General features: G+C 50.5%; 16 protein-coding genes. 8 read left to right on the plus strand and 8 right to left on the minus strand.

All coding sequences use genetic code 11. From position 1 onward, the window contains the following. Positions 1–34 precede the first annotated feature (34 nt). The 3 genes from KTG12_RS05705 to KTG12_RS05715 form a co-directional block, all read right to left on the minus strand. Positions 35–466: an N-acetylmuramoyl-L-alanine amidase gene (locus KTG12_RS05705; RefSeq protein ID WP_138272755.1), complete on the minus strand. Its 432-nt coding sequence runs from the start codon at positions 464–466 to the stop codon at positions 35–37. Positions 467–485: 19 nt separating this feature from the next. Further along, positions 486–593, minus strand: a complete 108-nt coding sequence (locus KTG12_RS22240) for a smalltalk protein (protein ID WP_005636167.1) — start codon at positions 591–593, stop codon at positions 486–488. Between the two features lie 96 nt (positions 594–689). After that, entirely contained in the window at positions 690–1,142 is a 453-nt protein-coding gene (locus tag KTG12_RS05715; RefSeq protein ID WP_005636169.1) for a hypothetical protein, read from the minus strand. A 367-nt stretch (positions 1,143–1,509) separates the two neighbouring features. On the opposite strand from KTG12_RS05715, the gene KTG12_RS05720 reads away from it, so the two are divergent. Further along, positions 1,510–1,737, plus strand: coding sequence for a DUF4248 domain-containing protein (locus KTG12_RS05720; RefSeq protein WP_005636174.1), 228 nt, complete (start codon positions 1,510–1,512; stop codon positions 1,735–1,737). Between the two features lie 449 nt (positions 1,738–2,186). On the opposite strand, the gene KTG12_RS05725 is transcribed toward KTG12_RS05720, so the two are convergent. Further along, the gene (locus tag KTG12_RS05725; protein WP_122115851.1) at positions 2,187–4,331 is read right to left on the minus strand and encodes a VapE domain-containing protein; all 2,145 of its coding nucleotides are present in this window, start codon (positions 4,329–4,331) and stop codon (positions 2,187–2,189) included. A gap of 180 nt (positions 4,332–4,511) precedes the next feature. Here KTG12_RS05725 and KTG12_RS05730 point away from each other — a divergent pair, with 180 nt between their 5' ends. Further along, on the plus strand, positions 4,512–4,661 hold the full coding sequence (locus KTG12_RS05730) for a hypothetical protein (RefSeq protein ID WP_005651012.1): 150 nt from the start codon (positions 4,512–4,514) through the stop codon (positions 4,659–4,661). Positions 4,662–4,997: 336 nt separating this feature from the next. Next, on the plus strand, positions 4,998–6,395 hold the full coding sequence (locus KTG12_RS05735; RefSeq protein WP_138272754.1) for a putative oxidoreductase C-terminal domain-containing protein: 1,398 nt from the start codon (positions 4,998–5,000) through the stop codon (positions 6,393–6,395). A 129-nt stretch (positions 6,396–6,524) separates the two neighbouring features. Here KTG12_RS05735 and KTG12_RS05740 read toward each other — a convergent pair whose 3' ends face one another. From KTG12_RS05740 to KTG12_RS05750, 3 genes are all read right to left on the minus strand, one after another. Beyond that, a complete protein-coding gene (locus KTG12_RS05740) occupies positions 6,525–7,541 on the minus strand; it encodes an endonuclease/exonuclease/phosphatase family protein (RefSeq protein WP_138272753.1) in 1,017 nt (338 codons plus the stop codon). 60 nt (positions 7,542–7,601) lie between these two features. Further along, positions 7,602–9,182: an Rne/Rng family ribonuclease gene (locus tag KTG12_RS05745; RefSeq protein ID WP_005636200.1), complete on the minus strand. Its 1,581-nt coding sequence runs from the start codon at positions 9,180–9,182 to the stop codon at positions 7,602–7,604. Between the two features lie 228 nt (positions 9,183–9,410). Then, on the minus strand, positions 9,411–9,683 hold the full coding sequence (locus KTG12_RS05750) for an HU family DNA-binding protein (protein WP_005636204.1): 273 nt from the start codon (positions 9,681–9,683) through the stop codon (positions 9,411–9,413). A gap of 192 nt (positions 9,684–9,875) precedes the next feature. Between KTG12_RS05750 and mutY the strand changes: the two genes are divergently transcribed. Genes mutY through KTG12_RS05775 form a run of 5 tightly spaced genes read left to right on the plus strand, consistent with a single transcriptional unit; the run spans position 9,876 to position 14,065 of the window. Next, positions 9,876–10,961 carry an A/G-specific adenine glycosylase gene (gene mutY, locus KTG12_RS05755; protein WP_173022503.1) on the plus strand — a complete coding sequence of 362 codons (1,086 nt, stop codon included), beginning with the start codon at positions 9,876–9,878 and terminating at the stop codon, positions 10,959–10,961. Positions 10,962–11,003: 42 nt separating this feature from the next. Continuing rightward, a complete protein-coding gene (gene ssb, locus KTG12_RS05760; RefSeq protein ID WP_122115856.1) occupies positions 11,004–11,507 on the plus strand; it encodes a single-stranded DNA-binding protein in 504 nt (167 codons plus the stop codon). A 25-nt stretch (positions 11,508–11,532) separates the two neighbouring features. After that, a complete protein-coding gene (gene gldE, locus KTG12_RS05765) occupies positions 11,533–12,873 on the plus strand; it encodes a gliding motility-associated protein GldE (protein WP_005636210.1) in 1,341 nt (446 codons plus the stop codon). Continuing rightward, on the plus strand, positions 12,873–13,448 hold the full coding sequence (locus KTG12_RS05770; protein WP_122205791.1) for a gliding motility protein GldD: 576 nt from the start codon (positions 12,873–12,875) through the stop codon (positions 13,446–13,448). Before gldE ends, KTG12_RS05770 begins: the two co-directional genes overlap by 1 nt. Next, positions 13,448–14,065 carry a 4'-phosphopantetheinyl transferase superfamily protein gene (locus KTG12_RS05775; protein WP_122343203.1) on the plus strand — a complete coding sequence of 206 codons (618 nt, stop codon included), beginning with the start codon at positions 13,448–13,450 and terminating at the stop codon, positions 14,063–14,065. The genes KTG12_RS05770 and KTG12_RS05775 overlap by 1 nt, the downstream gene beginning before the upstream one ends. 87 nt (positions 14,066–14,152) lie before the next feature. On the opposite strand, the gene KTG12_RS05780 is transcribed toward KTG12_RS05775, so the two are convergent. Then, positions 14,153–14,893, minus strand: a complete 741-nt coding sequence (locus KTG12_RS05780) for a shikimate dehydrogenase (protein ID WP_022322720.1) — start codon at positions 14,891–14,893, stop codon at positions 14,153–14,155. Positions 14,894–14,900: the final 7 nt, after the last annotated feature.

Consider the following 14,900-nt stretch of genomic DNA (forward strand, 5'->3'; position numbering starts at 1 on the left):
CACCGCGTAAACGAGACGCATTCCCGCGGAGGCCTCAGGGCCTCCCACGGGGTGCGTCTTTTTTGTATTCTTTCGCTGCGTCGAACGAAGGACAGGCCTTTTGGGGGTTCAAGTCGCGGTGTCCTACGGTGAGAGCTGCCGGGAAGTGGCGGCCCAGCTCTTGCAACAACTGCGTGAGGGCAGCCTTCTGGGCAGGCGTGCGAGTGTCTGCGGGGAGGCCTTTGCCGTCCAGTCCCCCTTCGTAGCAGATGCCGATGCTGTGGCGGTTGTGACCGAAGCAGTGCGCCCCCTCCAGAGAGAGCGGCCGGCCGGGATGTATCCGGCCGTCGCGTGTGATGTAGTAATGGTAGCCGATGTCGCGGAAGTGCCGGCCGTCGATATGGTCCCGGCGGCAATCCTCGAACGAGTAAGGCTGCCCGCAGCGCGTGGCGCTGCAATGGATGATGAATAGCGTGATGCGTCTCATGTGCGGCTCTCCCTGTCCTTTATATGCAGGCCGTAACGCCGAAGGCACTACCGATGGCCGTAGCCACGACGATGATTACTTTGAGGATGATCCCCCAGACGGATTTCTTTTCGTTTTTTTCTTCCATGAAATTGTGGATTATGAGATTTATGAATTATGATTTATGAGAAGTTTTTGACACATGACTTTGTTTGTGTCTCTCTTGGCTTCTCTTGTCGATTGCTTAAAGTTCTCCCGGCCGTTCCTCCTCGCCGCCACCGCCGGTATTGCCACCTTCGATGTCGTAAGGTGAAAGCTCCTTGAGCTGCGCTTCGAGTTTCAGCTGGTTGATGGCGAGGGTTCCGGTGGCGCGGCATTTGAGGCGCAGCCCGACCACGTTGGTAGTGACCGACCAGTCTTTCGACGTGTCGGCAGGTTTCCCGCGGATCCCCACGCCGAAGATGGCGAGGTCGTCCAGCTTCACGTTCTTGCCGTCGAGCAGCAACTCCTTGATGCAGGAGGTCATGTCCTTGAGGACCCCGTGGATCGCGCCTTGCGAATACGGCGTGTTGTGCTTGGCCATGTGTTCGGCCAAAGCGCGCGTGTCGAGTGTCTCGTCTGCCACCGCCCTTGCCAGCCACTTGCCGCTGAGCGGGGTGGACTTGGTCTGGTTCTGATACTTCTTGTAACGAATCATGTCTGTTTGATTTTAAAGTTGATAATTAGGATGAAAAACCGATACCGTTCCGGTGAAGCTGCCCTGCCTTTCTTCCCTTTCCGGTACAACAAAGATAACACCCTCATCTTGTGCCGTTGCGCGTAAGGGGGAGTTGCGGGGAGTTCTGCCGGAAAGATGCGTGTTATAGGGGGAAAACGGGGTGTGGAAGGTGCGCATTGTAGGGTAAAATGAGAGGTGAAAAGTTGCGTGTTATATTTTTTAAGACTAATTTATTCTGGCTTATATGGTGTTCTATTATAGAAAAACTATATTTTTTATCACCTGAAACAGCTTGAAATTCATTGTTTTTTCGTATATTCGTAGAAATAAATCAAACAAGGAAGACATGGAAAAACAGACTGATTTCCGCATCCGCAGCTACGGTCGTACGGAGCTGGCACAACTCTACAACCCCTGCCTGACCCCCAAGGCCGCCTACCGGAAGCTGGTCGGGTGGATCGACCATTATCCCGGCCTCGCCGTCCGTCTTGCCGAGCTTGGCAAGCTGCCCGGTTCGCGTTCCTACACCCCTGCCCAGGTGCGGGAGATCGTCGAGGCGCTCGGCGAACCGTAACTCATAGCTTTAGGGGGGCTAAGGCTATGGGTTAGGGGGGCTAAAGCATAGCTTTTCTGTTACTTTCGGCTTGATCCGAAAGTAACCAAAGGATCAAGGCCGAACCTGCTTCGCTACTCCGTTCCCTTCGTTCGCTGTCTGAGCGCAAGCGAGTTTCGCAGGCGACAGCGTAGTCTTTGCCCGGAGTAGCCCAGCCGGTTAAGCCTTGAACTTTTGGTTACTTTTCTTTCAAGAGAAAAGTAACAGATAAAACTTTATTGCATGAAATAAATAAAAAGAGGGTGTCGAAAAAATGCCATTCTTGATTATCAGTCTTTTATGGTGATAGGTGATAGGTTGAACCCCGTTTCTGTAAAAGTTTAGGAAAAATGAATTAAAAAACGCCGCCTTTAAGGTGACGTTTTTTAATTCAAACTCGGAAAAGTTTTACAAAAAGGGCATTTAACCTATCACCTATCACCCGAGGAAGGAGGAAAATCTGTGTCGTCCGCTTCAGGGAGGATGCTTTTCATCTCGTCTGTCGTGCGTTCGACAACCAGCCAGATATTGCCATGTCTTGTCCGTGTGCAGGTATACCCCAGTTCTTTCAGTGCTATGCCGACCTGCACCGCGTTCAGCCGGATACTACCGCCGAAGCGGGTGACGATCTGGCTGGCGGTGACGTAAGTCCCCTTTTCGTAATCGACGGGGTGGCGGTAGTACATCAGGATCAGTTCGCGTGCGGGGTTGGGCGTTTCGAAACGGCGGTTCGCGAGGTTCAGCTCCTCGATCTCGTGGTCCCTGTACCAGTAGCGGAAATCGTTGTCGAGCAGGTGTTTCGCCTGTGCGTACAGCCCTTCGTAGTCAATATGGGCGGTCCAGGGGTTGTCGATCGCCGTGACCTCGAACGGCAGCCAGCGACGGTTGCCGGTGTCGTCGGTGAGGAACTGGAGGTTGTTGCCCGTCGCGCAGAACGAGGCTACGTGGGGCAGGTGTACTTTGTTGCGCCCGTAGGCGGGACGTTCGTTGACGTAGAGCGTGGTGGTCATGGCCTTGAGCTGGTTCAGTTCACTGCGCTGCATGGAGTCGATCTCCTCGAAATTGACGAGCAAGTTCTCCGTCATGGTGAAGAGGTCGTCCTTCGTGAGCCGTTGTGAGTTGGTCTTGGAGGCATAGTAGCGTCTGAGGACGGGTGGCAGGAGGTTCTGGAAGAATGACGTCTTGAAGCATCCCTGCCGCCCGATCAGGACGAGGATGACGTGGTTCACCACCTTCGGATCGAGCGCGGCGGTGACCATCCCGACGAACCAGCGGCGGAAACAGAGGTCGAAACGATCGGTGTCGCCGTCGGCGGGGTGCACCATTGCAGCCAGGTTGCCGATATGGTCCGTCACGCCATCCCACGGTCCCGCCTTTTCGAGAAACTCCTCCAACGGGTGGTAGCGGGGCGCGAAGTCGGAGAGCAGGAGCGTGCGCAGGTGGAAGAGGTCGGCCTCCAACCCGTCGCGGCGCATGGAGCACCAAAGGGAGTTCTCGACCGTGTCGGTCATGGGAGCCCAGCCGTCGGGTGCGGGGATGCCTTCGGTGACGGGGCGGTGTTCGAGCTGGTGTGTCAGTTGGTTCATCCGCAGTTGCATGGAGCCGCCGATGAAGCGCTCCATCTCTTCGACGGTGGCCTTGCGCTGCCGCCCGTTTCCATTGCGGGGGGAGACATCGGAGAGCTTCATTGTGGCGTGCTCGGCAGTCAGGGCGTAGCAGCTCTTGGCTGTGGAGCGGACGGAGGCCGTGTCATAGTCGGCGAACAGTTCGACGGCCCACGCCTCGGCTTCGGCCTCCGGCACGCCGAAACGGTTCATCAGGTAGAGGCATCGGCTGATGTAGTCGTTGTGGCTGCCGGCTGCGTAGTGTACGCCCTCTTCTTCCACAAGCCGGCGTACGGTGTTCTCGGCGCGTGCGGCCGATGTTTTCCGCCCTCTGTGTTTCTTTCCTGCGGCGATGTCCTGTTTTTGTCCGGCCTTGGCGTCGGGTAGGGAGGCGAACTTCATCCGTTCGGCGTCGGGACGGTAGAGCGCGTCGGGGTCGTGGCAGATCACGGACATGCGCGTGGCGTTCTTGCACTGTCGGTCGATGGCGATGCCGGTGAGCCGGGCGTAGTAGGCGTTTACCGTCTGCCAGGCTGCGGGGAAGTTCTCTTCCGTCACTTCGCCTTCCATCCATGCGATGACACGTATGCCGCGTCCGGACAAGGTCTTGTAGGCAAGGAACGAGTGCGGGTCGGCCCTTACCCGTTCGAGGGTCTCGTCGAAGATCTCTTCGGGGATGCCGTCGATGTCCACCATAATGGAGCCCGGATAGCCTTTGATGTGCTTCGAGGAACGTCCTCCCTCCAAGTGGACGGAAGGGACGAAGGCGGGTTGGTTCTGCTTGATCTGGCTTTGCTGCCGTTTCGACGTTTCGGCGTCTTGCCCTTCGCCGGCTGCAAGCGCGCGGAACAGGGTGGTGGTGGCGGCATGGCGCTCGCCGGTCAGTTCTTGCATGATTTCTTCCCATGTGCAGGGAGAGGGGGTGGTTGCGCGGAGCGAGAGGAAGCGCGAGGGGCGGAATGTGTTTTCCATGTAAAATGTTTTATTAAATTTGTTCAATGTTCAGATGTGCCGTTCGGGGGACGAAGCGTCCGAAGCATCCTCTGAAACTTTTGACAAGTTTACGCATTTATCCATTCATGTTGTCCCCGCCATGCCGGGCTCATTATGAATGAATATTAATATTTATATTAATAATTAAATATTTATAACATGAAAACGACATTTATGTTCCCTCTGTTGGGGCTTTTCGTCGAAAAGCAGATGAGACGTTTCCGGATAACCGTACGTCTTTACAAAAGCGAACTCTCTGCCGGCAGCCGCAGCTACGGTGCGATTAAAAAAGGGGCGACCTCCGTCTGAGCTATTACGCCCGCCTCGTCGCCCTCCTTTACGACCTTGCCGGCGAAGAAGAGTTCCGCCGCCTGGCACATGAGGCGGTGGAGCTGTACATACGGGAGAGGGAAAAGGGGGAAAAAGCTTGATGATAAGATATAGGGCAAACATTCGGGCAGCCAGGAGAAATTTCGGTGGAGGAGCTTGGCTGTCATGTGGACGAAAGTAATCCGGTAGCTGTGATTGTCGAATAAAATCTTCTTGTTTTATAGCGAAGTCATAGAGATGATTTTGTTTTTATATTATCTTTGTGGTCGCAAACAGTCTAATGTAAATGCTTATCAATAATTTAATTATAATAGTATGAAAAACTATCTTGTATTTTCTATGGCAGCCTTGTTGGTCGGAGCTTCTTGCAACACAAAGCAGGAGAAGGCGGCCGAAGGCTTTACCGGCGCACCGGGAGAAGTGAAGTTGATCACGCTCGATCCCGGACATTTCCATGCCGCATTAGTGCAGAAAGTGTCTTATCCGCAAGTTTCTAAAGATGTTTATGTGTACGCACCCACCGGTTTCGACGTGGACGAGCACTTGAAACGTATACAGGGATTCAACACACGTGCGGAGAATCCGACGGCTTGGAATGAAATCGTTTATACGGGAGATGATTACCTGGAAAAAATGTTGACCGAGAAGAAGGGGAACGTGATGATCCAGGCAGGAAACAACGGCAAGAAGACCGAATACATAAAGAAGACGCTTGAGGCCGGCATCAATGTGCTTTCCGACAAACCGATGGCGATCAACAGCCAGAGCTTTAAATTGCTGGAGGAATGTTTCGCTATCGCCAAACAGAAAAACATCATGCTGTATGACATCATGACCGAACGGAATGAGATCACTACGATGTTGCAGCGCGAGCTTTCTACTATCCCGGCTGTTTATGGCGAGCAGTTGAAGGGTTCTCCCGAAGAACCGGCTATCGTGAAAGAGAGTGTGCACCATCTGTTTAAGCTGGTCGACAACAAGCCGTTGACGCGTCCGGTATGGTATCTGGATGTAAACCAGCAGGGCGAAGGTATTGTGGATGTGACGACTCACCTGGTCGACCTGGTGCAGTGGGAAGCCTTCCCGGATCAGATCATCGACTATAAGAAAGATATCGAACTGATAGATGCCAACCGCTGGACTACCTCTATCAGCCCGGAAGAGTTCAAACAGGTGACAGGGACGGATGCTTATCCCGATTTCTTGAAGAAAGATGTCGAAAACGATACATTGAAAGTCTATTGCAACGGTGATATCGTTTATAAGATCAAAGGTGTGACAGCCAAGGTTTCGGTGATCTGGAATTATACCTTCCCCAAAGGTGGCGGTGATACCCACTTCTCCGTCATGAAGGGTAGCAAGGCCGACCTGGTCATCCGCCAGGGCAAGGAACAGAACTATCAGCCTGAACTGTTTGTCGAAGCAGTGAAAGGTGTGGATCTGGCCGCTTACGAAAAGGACCTGACCGCTTCTATGGAAAAGGTTTCAGCCGAATATCCTGGTGTGGCATTGAATAAGGTGGGCGATGGCGTATGGCAAGTCGAAATCCCCGCAAAATACCGTGTAGGCCATGAAGCTCATTTCGGCCAAGTGACGGAACATTTCCTTGACTATCTGAAGGAAGGCAAACTGCCGGATTGGGAAGTACCTAATATGCTGGCTAAGTATTACACGACGACCTCGGCGCTGGATATGGCGAAAGCGAAGAAATGATATCGGTTTTGAGCCGGAAAAAGAAGGCGGTATGTCAAAGACTGTCTTGTTCCTGTGCTTGATGCGGGGGATAAGTACATTTTGACATACCGCCTTTTTATGGCAGAGAGTTTGTTTCTGTTCCGCCTCTTAAAAGCTGAACTTGATCAACACTCCTTTGTGGTCCGTCGGCCAAATGTCTGCCGGAGTTGAGAAAGTATCTTGGCTGTCCTCTTCGACACGTTGGCTGCGGATAATGGAGGACTTGGGACCGACGATGACGGCGTCTTCCACTTCCCAACCGGTTGCCGGTATATAATAGATAAAATCGATGCGGTCGCGTTCATCCGCTTCCGGCGCCCAGGTCAACCGTTCGACTGGCATCGCCGGATTGTCCGAAGGGAAGGTAAAGCCGGGATGGGTGATCGGATTCGGATATTTGACGCGATAGGCATCGCGGAAGCCGGCTTCGTATAATAATTTGGAGCAGACCCAATCGACTACCGCCCCGTTGTGATCCCAAAGCCCTTTCGTCTCTTCCGTCCAATCCAAGTGCGAAGGTTCGTTGAAGTCACCGCCCAAGATTACGAAATCGGCATCTGACTTTGTGGCGTCTTCTATCAAGAGCCGAATGGATTCGTCACGCAAAGATTCGTTATTGGCTTTTTCGATTTCAGCCTTGTCCGTTACCGGAGTTTCCAGTTTTTTCCATGTCACACCGCTGTATCCACGTGGCAGGTAACAGGCGTAATGCGTATAATCCAAATGCCCTGTATAGGCTACTACCTGCTTGCCGTTCACATCCAAACGGGTCCTTAATACCCGGTCTTTATGCGGAATGTTTTCCGTTTGTTCCAGTATGGGGTATTTGGATAGCAGTGCGACATCCAGCGAACTGCCTTGTCCATAATAGATTTTCCCTCTTTCGCGCAAAGCGTCCAGCATGCGGGGAACGAACAACGCGCCTTCCTTGTTGCTGGCTTCGCTGAACATCACGATATCCGGATCTATCCGGGCCACTTCATCCGCAACGGCCTCGAAGCCGTTTTTGACGACTGTTCCTTCCATCCAGATGTTCAAGTGCAATACACTCAACTCTTGTTTCTCTTTCGTGCAGCTGCCGCAGACCAGCATGAGCAGCCATAGCCAAATATAAAAACGTCTCATTGATATTTTCTTTCATTAAAAAAAGTCCCCGAACTTTTATGAGATCCGGGGACTTTTATGTTATTTGATTTCTTTCTCTTCCATCATGTCCAGTTCGTTCTTGTCGGAGTCGATGAATTTATACTCCAAGAAGCCCAGACTTTGATTCGGAATCACTTTAATACCCATCGAGTATTTCAGTTTCCATTTCCAACTGAGCGGGAATTTTCCGCTCTTGATAAATGCTGCAACATAAGGATGTACGTGCAGGGCGAATTTCTTCACGTTGTGTTTGTTGACCAAGCAGTCGATCTTTCCTTCCAGGCTGTCGGTAAACAGGATAGAGGGTTTGATGGTGCCTGTGCCGAAACAGGTCGGACAGGCTTCGGATGTATCGACATCCATTGCCGGACGGACACGCTGGCGGGTGATCTGCATCAGGCCGAATTTGCTCAGTGGCAGAATATTATGTTTTGCCCGGTCATTAGCCATCGCTTTCGTCATATGTTCGAACAGTTTCTGCCGGTTGGCAGCTTCGGCCATATCGATAAAGTCGACTACGATAATACCACCCATATCGCGCAAGCGTAATTGACGGGCAATTTCGTCTGCTGCTGCCGTGTTCACGTCGATAGCCGTTTTTTCCTGGGCATCGCTGCCTTTGGAGCGGTTCCCGCTGTTTACGTCGATAACGTGCATGGCTTCCGTGTGTTCGATAATCAAATAGGCTCCACTTTTGTACGTGACGGTGCGTCCGAATAGGGACTTGATCTGTTTGGTGATTGCAAAGTTGTCGAAGATGGGGAGTTCGCCGGTATACCGTTGCACGATCTCTTCCCGTCCGGGAGCAATCAGGCTGACATAATCGCGGATGTTGTGATAGATGTCCGCATCGTTCACATAAATGTTCTGAAAAGAGGGGTTGAAAATGTCGCGCAACAAAGCCACTGCTCTTGCCGTCTCTTCATAGATGAGTGCAGGAGCTTTTACTTTGGTGATCTTAGGAATGTTCTCTTCCCAACGTTTCAGTAATGTCTTCAATTCATGATCGAGTTCGGCAACGCGCTTCCCTTCCGAAGAGGTGCGTACGATTACGCTGAAGTTCTTCGGCTTGATACTTTGGATGAGTTGGCGTAGACGGGCACGCTCTTCGCTCGATTTGATTTTTGTGGAAACCGATACTTTATCGGCAAACGGTATCAGCACGATGTATCTTCCGGCAAAAGAAAGCTCGGAAGTCAGCCTGGGACCTTTTGTTGAAATCGGCTCTTTGGCGATCTGCACCAGCACTTCCTGTCCGACTTTGAGCACGTTGCTGATGCTTCCGTCTTTTTCGATTTCGGGAAGCAACTGCATTTTAGAGATAGTGGGGATTTTTTTATCTCCTTTTTGTTCTCCTAATGCTTGTTTGAGGAATTTCTGCTGGGTGTTGAAATTAGGACCTAAGTCCAGATAGTGAAGAAATGCATCCTTTTTATAACCTACATCAATGAAAGCAGCGTTCAAACCCGGCATCAGTTTCTTAACCTTGCCCAGATATATATCGCCGACGGCAAAAGAGACGTTGCGGGCTTCCTTTTGGAGCTCGACAAGGTTCTTATCCTCCAGTACGGCTATAGATACCTCTTTGGGTTGTACATCAACTACTAATTCACTAATCACTATAAAAAGAGGTGTTTAAAATGTGAGACCTTATTAAATACGCAAAGAACAAACTTAAAAGGTCTCTTATTAAGTTTGTTCTTCAGAGTTACTCAAATAGACTTATTTCTTCTTATGTCTATTCTTCTTTAGTCTCTTTTTGCGCTTGTGCGTAGACATCTTATGTCTTTTTCTTTTCTTTCCGCTAGGCATTGTTTTAAAATTTTAAATTAAACTATAATAACTAAATTACTTTACTTCGTTCAAGAAAGTCTTAGCCGGCTTGAATGACGGAATGTTATGTTCCGGGATGATGATCGTAGTATTTTTTGAAATATTACGAGCAGTCTTCTGGGCTCTCTTTTTAATCACGAAACTTCCAAAACCTCTCAGGTATACGTTTTCGCCCTGAGACAATGAACTTTTTACGATATCCATAAAAGATTCTACGCTGTTCAACACTGTCTGTTTGTCAATGCCAGTGCTTTTTGAAATTTCGCTAACAATATCTGCTTTAGTCATGTCTATAAATTAATTAAATAATTGATTTGGACCTATTAATTTTTTGGAATGCAAATATATAGCTTTTTATTTAAGTGGAAAAAGAATTGTCAGCCAAATTTTAAGAAAAAAGTTTCCTTACAATTCGTTAGAACTGTGTATGTTTGCAGTAATCAATTAGTTGCAAGTTTTGAAGAGGCAAAAAAGAACCGTATGTCGCAGATAGAAAACGAATTAGAAACCAGCCGTTTGTTGCGTGACTGGTATCGGATACATAAAAGGGAGCTGCCCTGGAGGGAGTCTTCCGACCCTTATATCATCTGGATATCCGAGATAATCCTTCAACAAACACGGGTGGCGCAAGGGATGGACTATTTTCTCCGTTTTACCGAACGGTTCCCGGATGTGGCTTCGCTGGCTTCGGCGGAGGAAGACGAGGTGTTGAAATATTGGCAGGGGCTTGGTTATTATAGTCGCGCCCGTAACCTGCATGCCGCGGCAAAAGATATTATGGAACGTTTCGGTGGGATATTTCCTGAACGCTATGAGGATGTGATCTCTTTGAAAGGGATAGGAGAATATACGGCGGCGGCCATCGTTTCCTTTGTATGGAACCAGCCGTATCCAGTCGTGGACGGGAATGTCTTCCGAGTGCTTTCGCGCCTGTTTGCGGTAGATACTCCGATCGATACGCCCAAAGGGAAAAAAGCCTTTACGGAACTGGCCGGCTTGGTGATGGACCCGCGGTATGCCGGGCAACACAACCAGGCTATAATGGAATTGGGCGCCTTGCAATGCGTGCCGCAAAATCCGGATTGCGAAGCTTGTCCGTTGAAAGGGCACTGCGCTGCTTATGGGGCGGGCGATGTGCAGATCTATCCGGTGAAACAGAAAAAGACCAGGACGCGTGACCGGTATTTTCATTATTTATACATTATATATAAAGGAAAAACCTGGCTGTCTCGCCGGAAAGGGAAAGACATTTGGGAAGGACTCTACGAGTTTCCGCTTATCGAAACGGACAAGGCGATGGATTTTGCAGAGTTGCAGACGACGGATGCTTTTCGTCGGCTGTTTGCAGGAGCGGGCCGGCTGAATGTTTCGGCTGATTTGCAGGGGGTGAAACATGTCCTGTCCCATCAGATATTGTATACGGCTTTCTACCGGATAGAGATAGAGCGGGAGGGCGATGCCCTGAAGTCTTACCTTCCTGTGGCGACGGACGATGTGGAGAAATATGCGGTTCCTCGCCTGATACATATTTATTTGGAGAAATTAGAAGGAAACTTGTCAGAATGACTGAATTTGTGTTTCTTTGTAGACTAATAAAAGAATAGAGCTATGTCATTGAATAAAGTTATATTGATCGGTAACGTCGGACGCGATCCAGAAGTACGTTACTTCGATAGTGGCGCTGCTGTTGCCAACTTCCCGCTTGCAACTTCCGAGAGGGGTTATACGTTGGCCAATGGTACGGTTGTTCCGGAACGTACGGAATGGCACAATGTGGTCGTTCGCCGTGATTTGGTTTCCTTCGTTGAAAAATGGGTGAAGAAAGGTTCCGGACTCTATGTGGAAGGCAAGATCCGTACGCGTAGTTACGACGACCAGTCCGGCGTGAAGCGGTATGTGACGGAAATCCATGCCGACCGTGTCGAATTTTACAGCACAGGTTCCGGTACGGGAAATCGCGACAATGCTTCCGGTACAGGAATGACGGCGGCACAGCCTCAGACCTCCCAGCCGTCCACCGGATACCAGCAGGCGACGGGCTACCAGCAACCCGCATCCGGACAACCGGACACATCTTTAGATTCCAACAGTGCGGACGACCTTCCGTTCTGATATTGTTTAACTAATACTGTTCCCCTTGGACTCAGACTATTATTTATCGGGCTTATTCGACCAGGTTACTATACAGGCGCTCACAGCAGGCCCTGTAATAGCGTTAAGCCTTGCAATTCTTCTGCTGTTGGTTTCCGGCTTCGTGTCGGCTTCCGAAGTGGCATTTTTCTCGTTAACCCCGGGTGATATCAACGACATCCGGGAAGAGAATGCACCTTCAGACCCATTAATCCAGCGTTTGCTGGACCGTTCCGAGTACCTGCTCGCCGCTATCCTGATAGCCAACAACTTTGTGAATGTGGCTGTCGTCATGCTTTGTACCTACGGTATCAACGCGATCGTCGATTTCTCATCCGCCCCGATGTTGGGCTTTATTCTGGAGACGATCGTCCTGACCTTTCTCCTTTTGTTGTTCGGCGAGATCATGCCGAAGATTTACGCACAGAAAAACTCGCTGCGGTTCGTGCGCAGTTCGGCCCCTGTACTGAATGTCGTGGAGCGTGTCTGCCGGCCGCTTTCGAACATATTGGTCACGTCGACCAGCGTCATCAACAAGGCGTTAGTCAAGAAGAAGTACGATCTTTCGGTCGACGAGCTTTCCAAAGCATTGGAACTCACTTCCACCGAAATGCCGGAAGAGAAAGAGATGCTTTCGGAGATCATCAAGTTCTACAACAAGACTGCCGACGAGATCATGACGCCCCGCCTGGATATGGAGGATATCGACATCAAGACGAGTTTCCGCACCGTGGTCGATTTCATCATCCGATCCGGTTATTCCCGTATTCCGGTTTATGCCGATTCGGAGGATAACATCAAGGGAATCCTGTATATCAAAGACCTTTTGCCGTATGTGGAGAAGCCTGACACGTTCCGTTGGCAGAGTTTGATCCGTCCGGCCTATTTCGTGCCTGAGACGAAGAAGATCGACGATCTCCTGGAGGAATTCCGTACCAGCAAGATCCATATGGCGATCGTGGTGGACGAGTTTGGCGGAACTTCCGGTATTGTGACGATGGAGGATATCCTGGAAGAGATTGTCGGAGAGATTTCCGATGAATACGACGAAGATGAAAAGCAGTTCATCCGCCTGGCGGACGGCAGTCTTATTTTTGAAGCCAAGATATTGCTGACCGACTTTTTCCGTGTGATCGATGCCGATCCTACCGAATTCGGCAAACTGACGGAAGAGGTCGAAACTCTTGCCGGCCTTCTGTTGGAGATCAAAGGAGACTTCCCTCGCCGCCGCGAGATCATCGAATATGACGACTATCGTTTCCAGGTTCTGGAGATCGATAACCGCCGTATCCTGAAAGTCAAGTTCAACCGCATTTCGGACCAAGGAAAGGAGCGGCAAGAGGAGTAATGCGTATGTCGACCGGCATAGTGTGTGGGGGGCTGTTGGCCTTGTGTGTTTCCTGTACGGAATATACACCGAAGCCACGCGGCTATTTCCGTATCGAACCGCCTGCCCCTTCCTACCAGGCACTTCCGGTAGGGGATTTACCTTATACTTTCCGGCTTTCCAGATGGGCAGAGGTGGAGTTGCCTCCGGTCGGGAATCCGGCAGGGTGGATCAATCTCTCTTATCCGCAGTTGAACGTGAAGCTCTATTGCAGCTATTTCCCTATCACTCCGGCTACGCTGGGCAGGGCGGAGGAGGAGTGTCGCGCGTTGGTTGTCCGGCAATCGAAATATCCGGAACGGATCAAGATGCAGGCGTACAGCAATCCGGAGGCTTCGGTTTATGGTTCGCTTTTCATGCTGGATGGCGAATCCGCTTCGCCATTGCAATTTATGTTGACCGACAGTGTCTCGCATTTTTTCCGGGGAGCTTTGTATTATGATTGTATCCCGAATGCAGATTCGCTGGCTCCCGTCACCCGATATCTGAAACAGGATATCGTAGAACTGATCCAATCTTTTGAGTGGAAGAAATAATGCCTCTCCTGATGAAACATACCGGTCCGTTGTGGGGAATCTGGAAGATCGAGGAGTCTTCCGAAGTGCTTCTGTCCCTTTTGCGGAACAGGGAAGAATATCTTCCGCAGCTGGAGCTGATCCGTGCGGAGCAGCGTCGCCGGGAATGGCTTGCCTGCCGTGTGCTTTTGCAGGAGCTTACGGGCGGCCCGGCCTGCATAGCCTATCGTCCGAACGGTGCGCCTTACCTGTCCGGCTCGTCTTTGCATATCAGCATCTCCCATACGAAAGGTTATGCCGCCGTTCTGTTGCAGAACCGTCCTGCCGCCGGTATCGACATCGAATACCATTCCGGGAGGGTGTCGAAGATACGCAGTCGCTTTATGAATCCGGAAGAAGAGGCGGGTATCGACAAAGAGCACGAGACGGAGCACTTGTTGCTTCATTGGTGTGCAAAAGAGACGCTTTTTAAGATGATCGGGCAGGAAGAAGTCGACTTCCTTCACCATCTGCATGTCCGTCCGTTTCCCTATGCGGAAGAAGGGAGTTTCACCGTCTATGAAACCCGTACGGAAGAAGGGGCGGTTTATCGGTTGGACTACCTTGTCACCCCCGATTTCGTATTAACCCGGAGTTGAATTGTTTTTTTCAGTATCGGTATATATATCCTAACCCATAGGGTTATGCCTTCTAAAGCTATGGGTTAGGAGTCGTAAAGCTATGCTTTATTTCTGCCAGATTTCCCAAGCCGCGAATGCTTGTAGCAGGAGCATTTCAAGGCCGTTCTTGACGACGGCTCCTTTTTCTTTCCCTTTCTTCATGAAGAGGGTTTCATCCGGGTTGTACAGAAGGTCGTACAACAGATGGTCCGGGGTGAGCAGGTCGTAAGGAATGTCGGGACATGCGTTGATATTCGGGTACATGCCTAACGGGGTCGTATTGACGATGACGGTGTACTGCTGCATTGTCTTCGGAGTGATTTCTTCATAGGTGATGCAGTGCTCTTTCGGTTTACGGGAAACCAGCGTGGCGCCGACACCCAATTGTCTTAATCCTTGGAAGACTGCTTTTGACGCACCACCCGTTCCCAGGATCAAGGCTTTGCGATGTGTCTCGTTCAGGAGCGGTTCGATGGAGCGCTTGAAGCCGATGATGTCGGAGTTGTAGCCTTTCAGTTTTTTGCCGAATATGCCTTTCGTAAATTTGATGACGTTGACGGCTCCGATCAGGCGGGCGTCTTCGTCCAGATCATCCAAGTAGGGAATGACTTGTTCCTTGTAGGGGATGGTGACATTCAGACCGTTCAATTCCGGGTTATCTTTTAATACAGTCTTCAGATCTTTGATGTTCGGGATCTCGAAGTTCAGATAAGTTGCATCAATGTTCTCGGATTCGAACTTCTGGTTGAAGTAGTTCTTTGAAAAAGAGTGTCCGAGGGGATATCCTATTAAACCATATTTTTGCATGACCTGT

This window comes from Parabacteroides sp. MSK.9.14 (assembly GCF_019041495.1).
Lineage (GTDB): Bacteria > Bacteroidota > Bacteroidia > Bacteroidales > Tannerellaceae > Parabacteroides > Parabacteroides merdae.

Bases quoted from the DNA above. Each gene is read 5' to 3' on its own strand.
- mutY (WP_173022503.1), top strand. From the start codon at position 9,876: ATGTCGCAGATAGAAAACGAATTAGAAACCAGCCGTTTGTTGCGTGAC.
- KTG12_RS05780 (WP_022322720.1), bottom strand. From the start codon at position 14,893: ATGCAAAAATATGGTTTAATAGGATATCCCCTCGGACACTCTTTTTCA.
- KTG12_RS05725 (WP_122115851.1), bottom strand. From the start codon at position 4,331: ATGGAAAACACATTCCGCCCCTCGCGCTTCCTCTCGCTCCGCGCAACC.
- KTG12_RS05720 (WP_005636174.1), top strand. From the start codon at position 1,510: ATGGAAAAACAGACTGATTTCCGCATCCGCAGCTACGGTCGTACGGAG.
- KTG12_RS05775 (WP_122343203.1), top strand. From the start codon at position 13,448: ATGCCTCTCCTGATGAAACATACCGGTCCGTTGTGGGGAATCTGGAAG.
- KTG12_RS22240 (WP_005636167.1), bottom strand. From the start codon at position 593: ATGGAAGAAAAAAACGAAAAGAAATCCGTCTGGGGGATCATCCTCAAA.
- KTG12_RS05715 (WP_005636169.1), bottom strand. From the start codon at position 1,142: ATGATTCGTTACAAGAAGTATCAGAACCAGACCAAGTCCACCCCGCTC.
- KTG12_RS05750 (WP_005636204.1), bottom strand. From the start codon at position 9,683: ATGACTAAAGCAGATATTGTTAGCGAAATTTCAAAAAGCACTGGCATT.
- KTG12_RS05770 (WP_122205791.1), top strand. From the start codon at position 12,873: ATGCGTATGTCGACCGGCATAGTGTGTGGGGGGCTGTTGGCCTTGTGT.
- KTG12_RS05735 (WP_138272754.1), top strand. From the start codon at position 4,998: ATGAAAAACTATCTTGTATTTTCTATGGCAGCCTTGTTGGTCGGAGCT.
- KTG12_RS05705 (WP_138272755.1), bottom strand. From the start codon at position 466: ATGAGACGCATCACGCTATTCATCATCCATTGCAGCGCCACGCGCTGC.
- ssb (WP_122115856.1), top strand. From the start codon at position 11,004: ATGTCATTGAATAAAGTTATATTGATCGGTAACGTCGGACGCGATCCA.
- KTG12_RS05740 (WP_138272753.1), bottom strand. From the start codon at position 7,541: ATGAGACGTTTTTATATTTGGCTATGGCTGCTCATGCTGGTCTGCGGC.
- KTG12_RS05730 (WP_005651012.1), top strand. From the start codon at position 4,512: ATGAAAACGACATTTATGTTCCCTCTGTTGGGGCTTTTCGTCGAAAAG.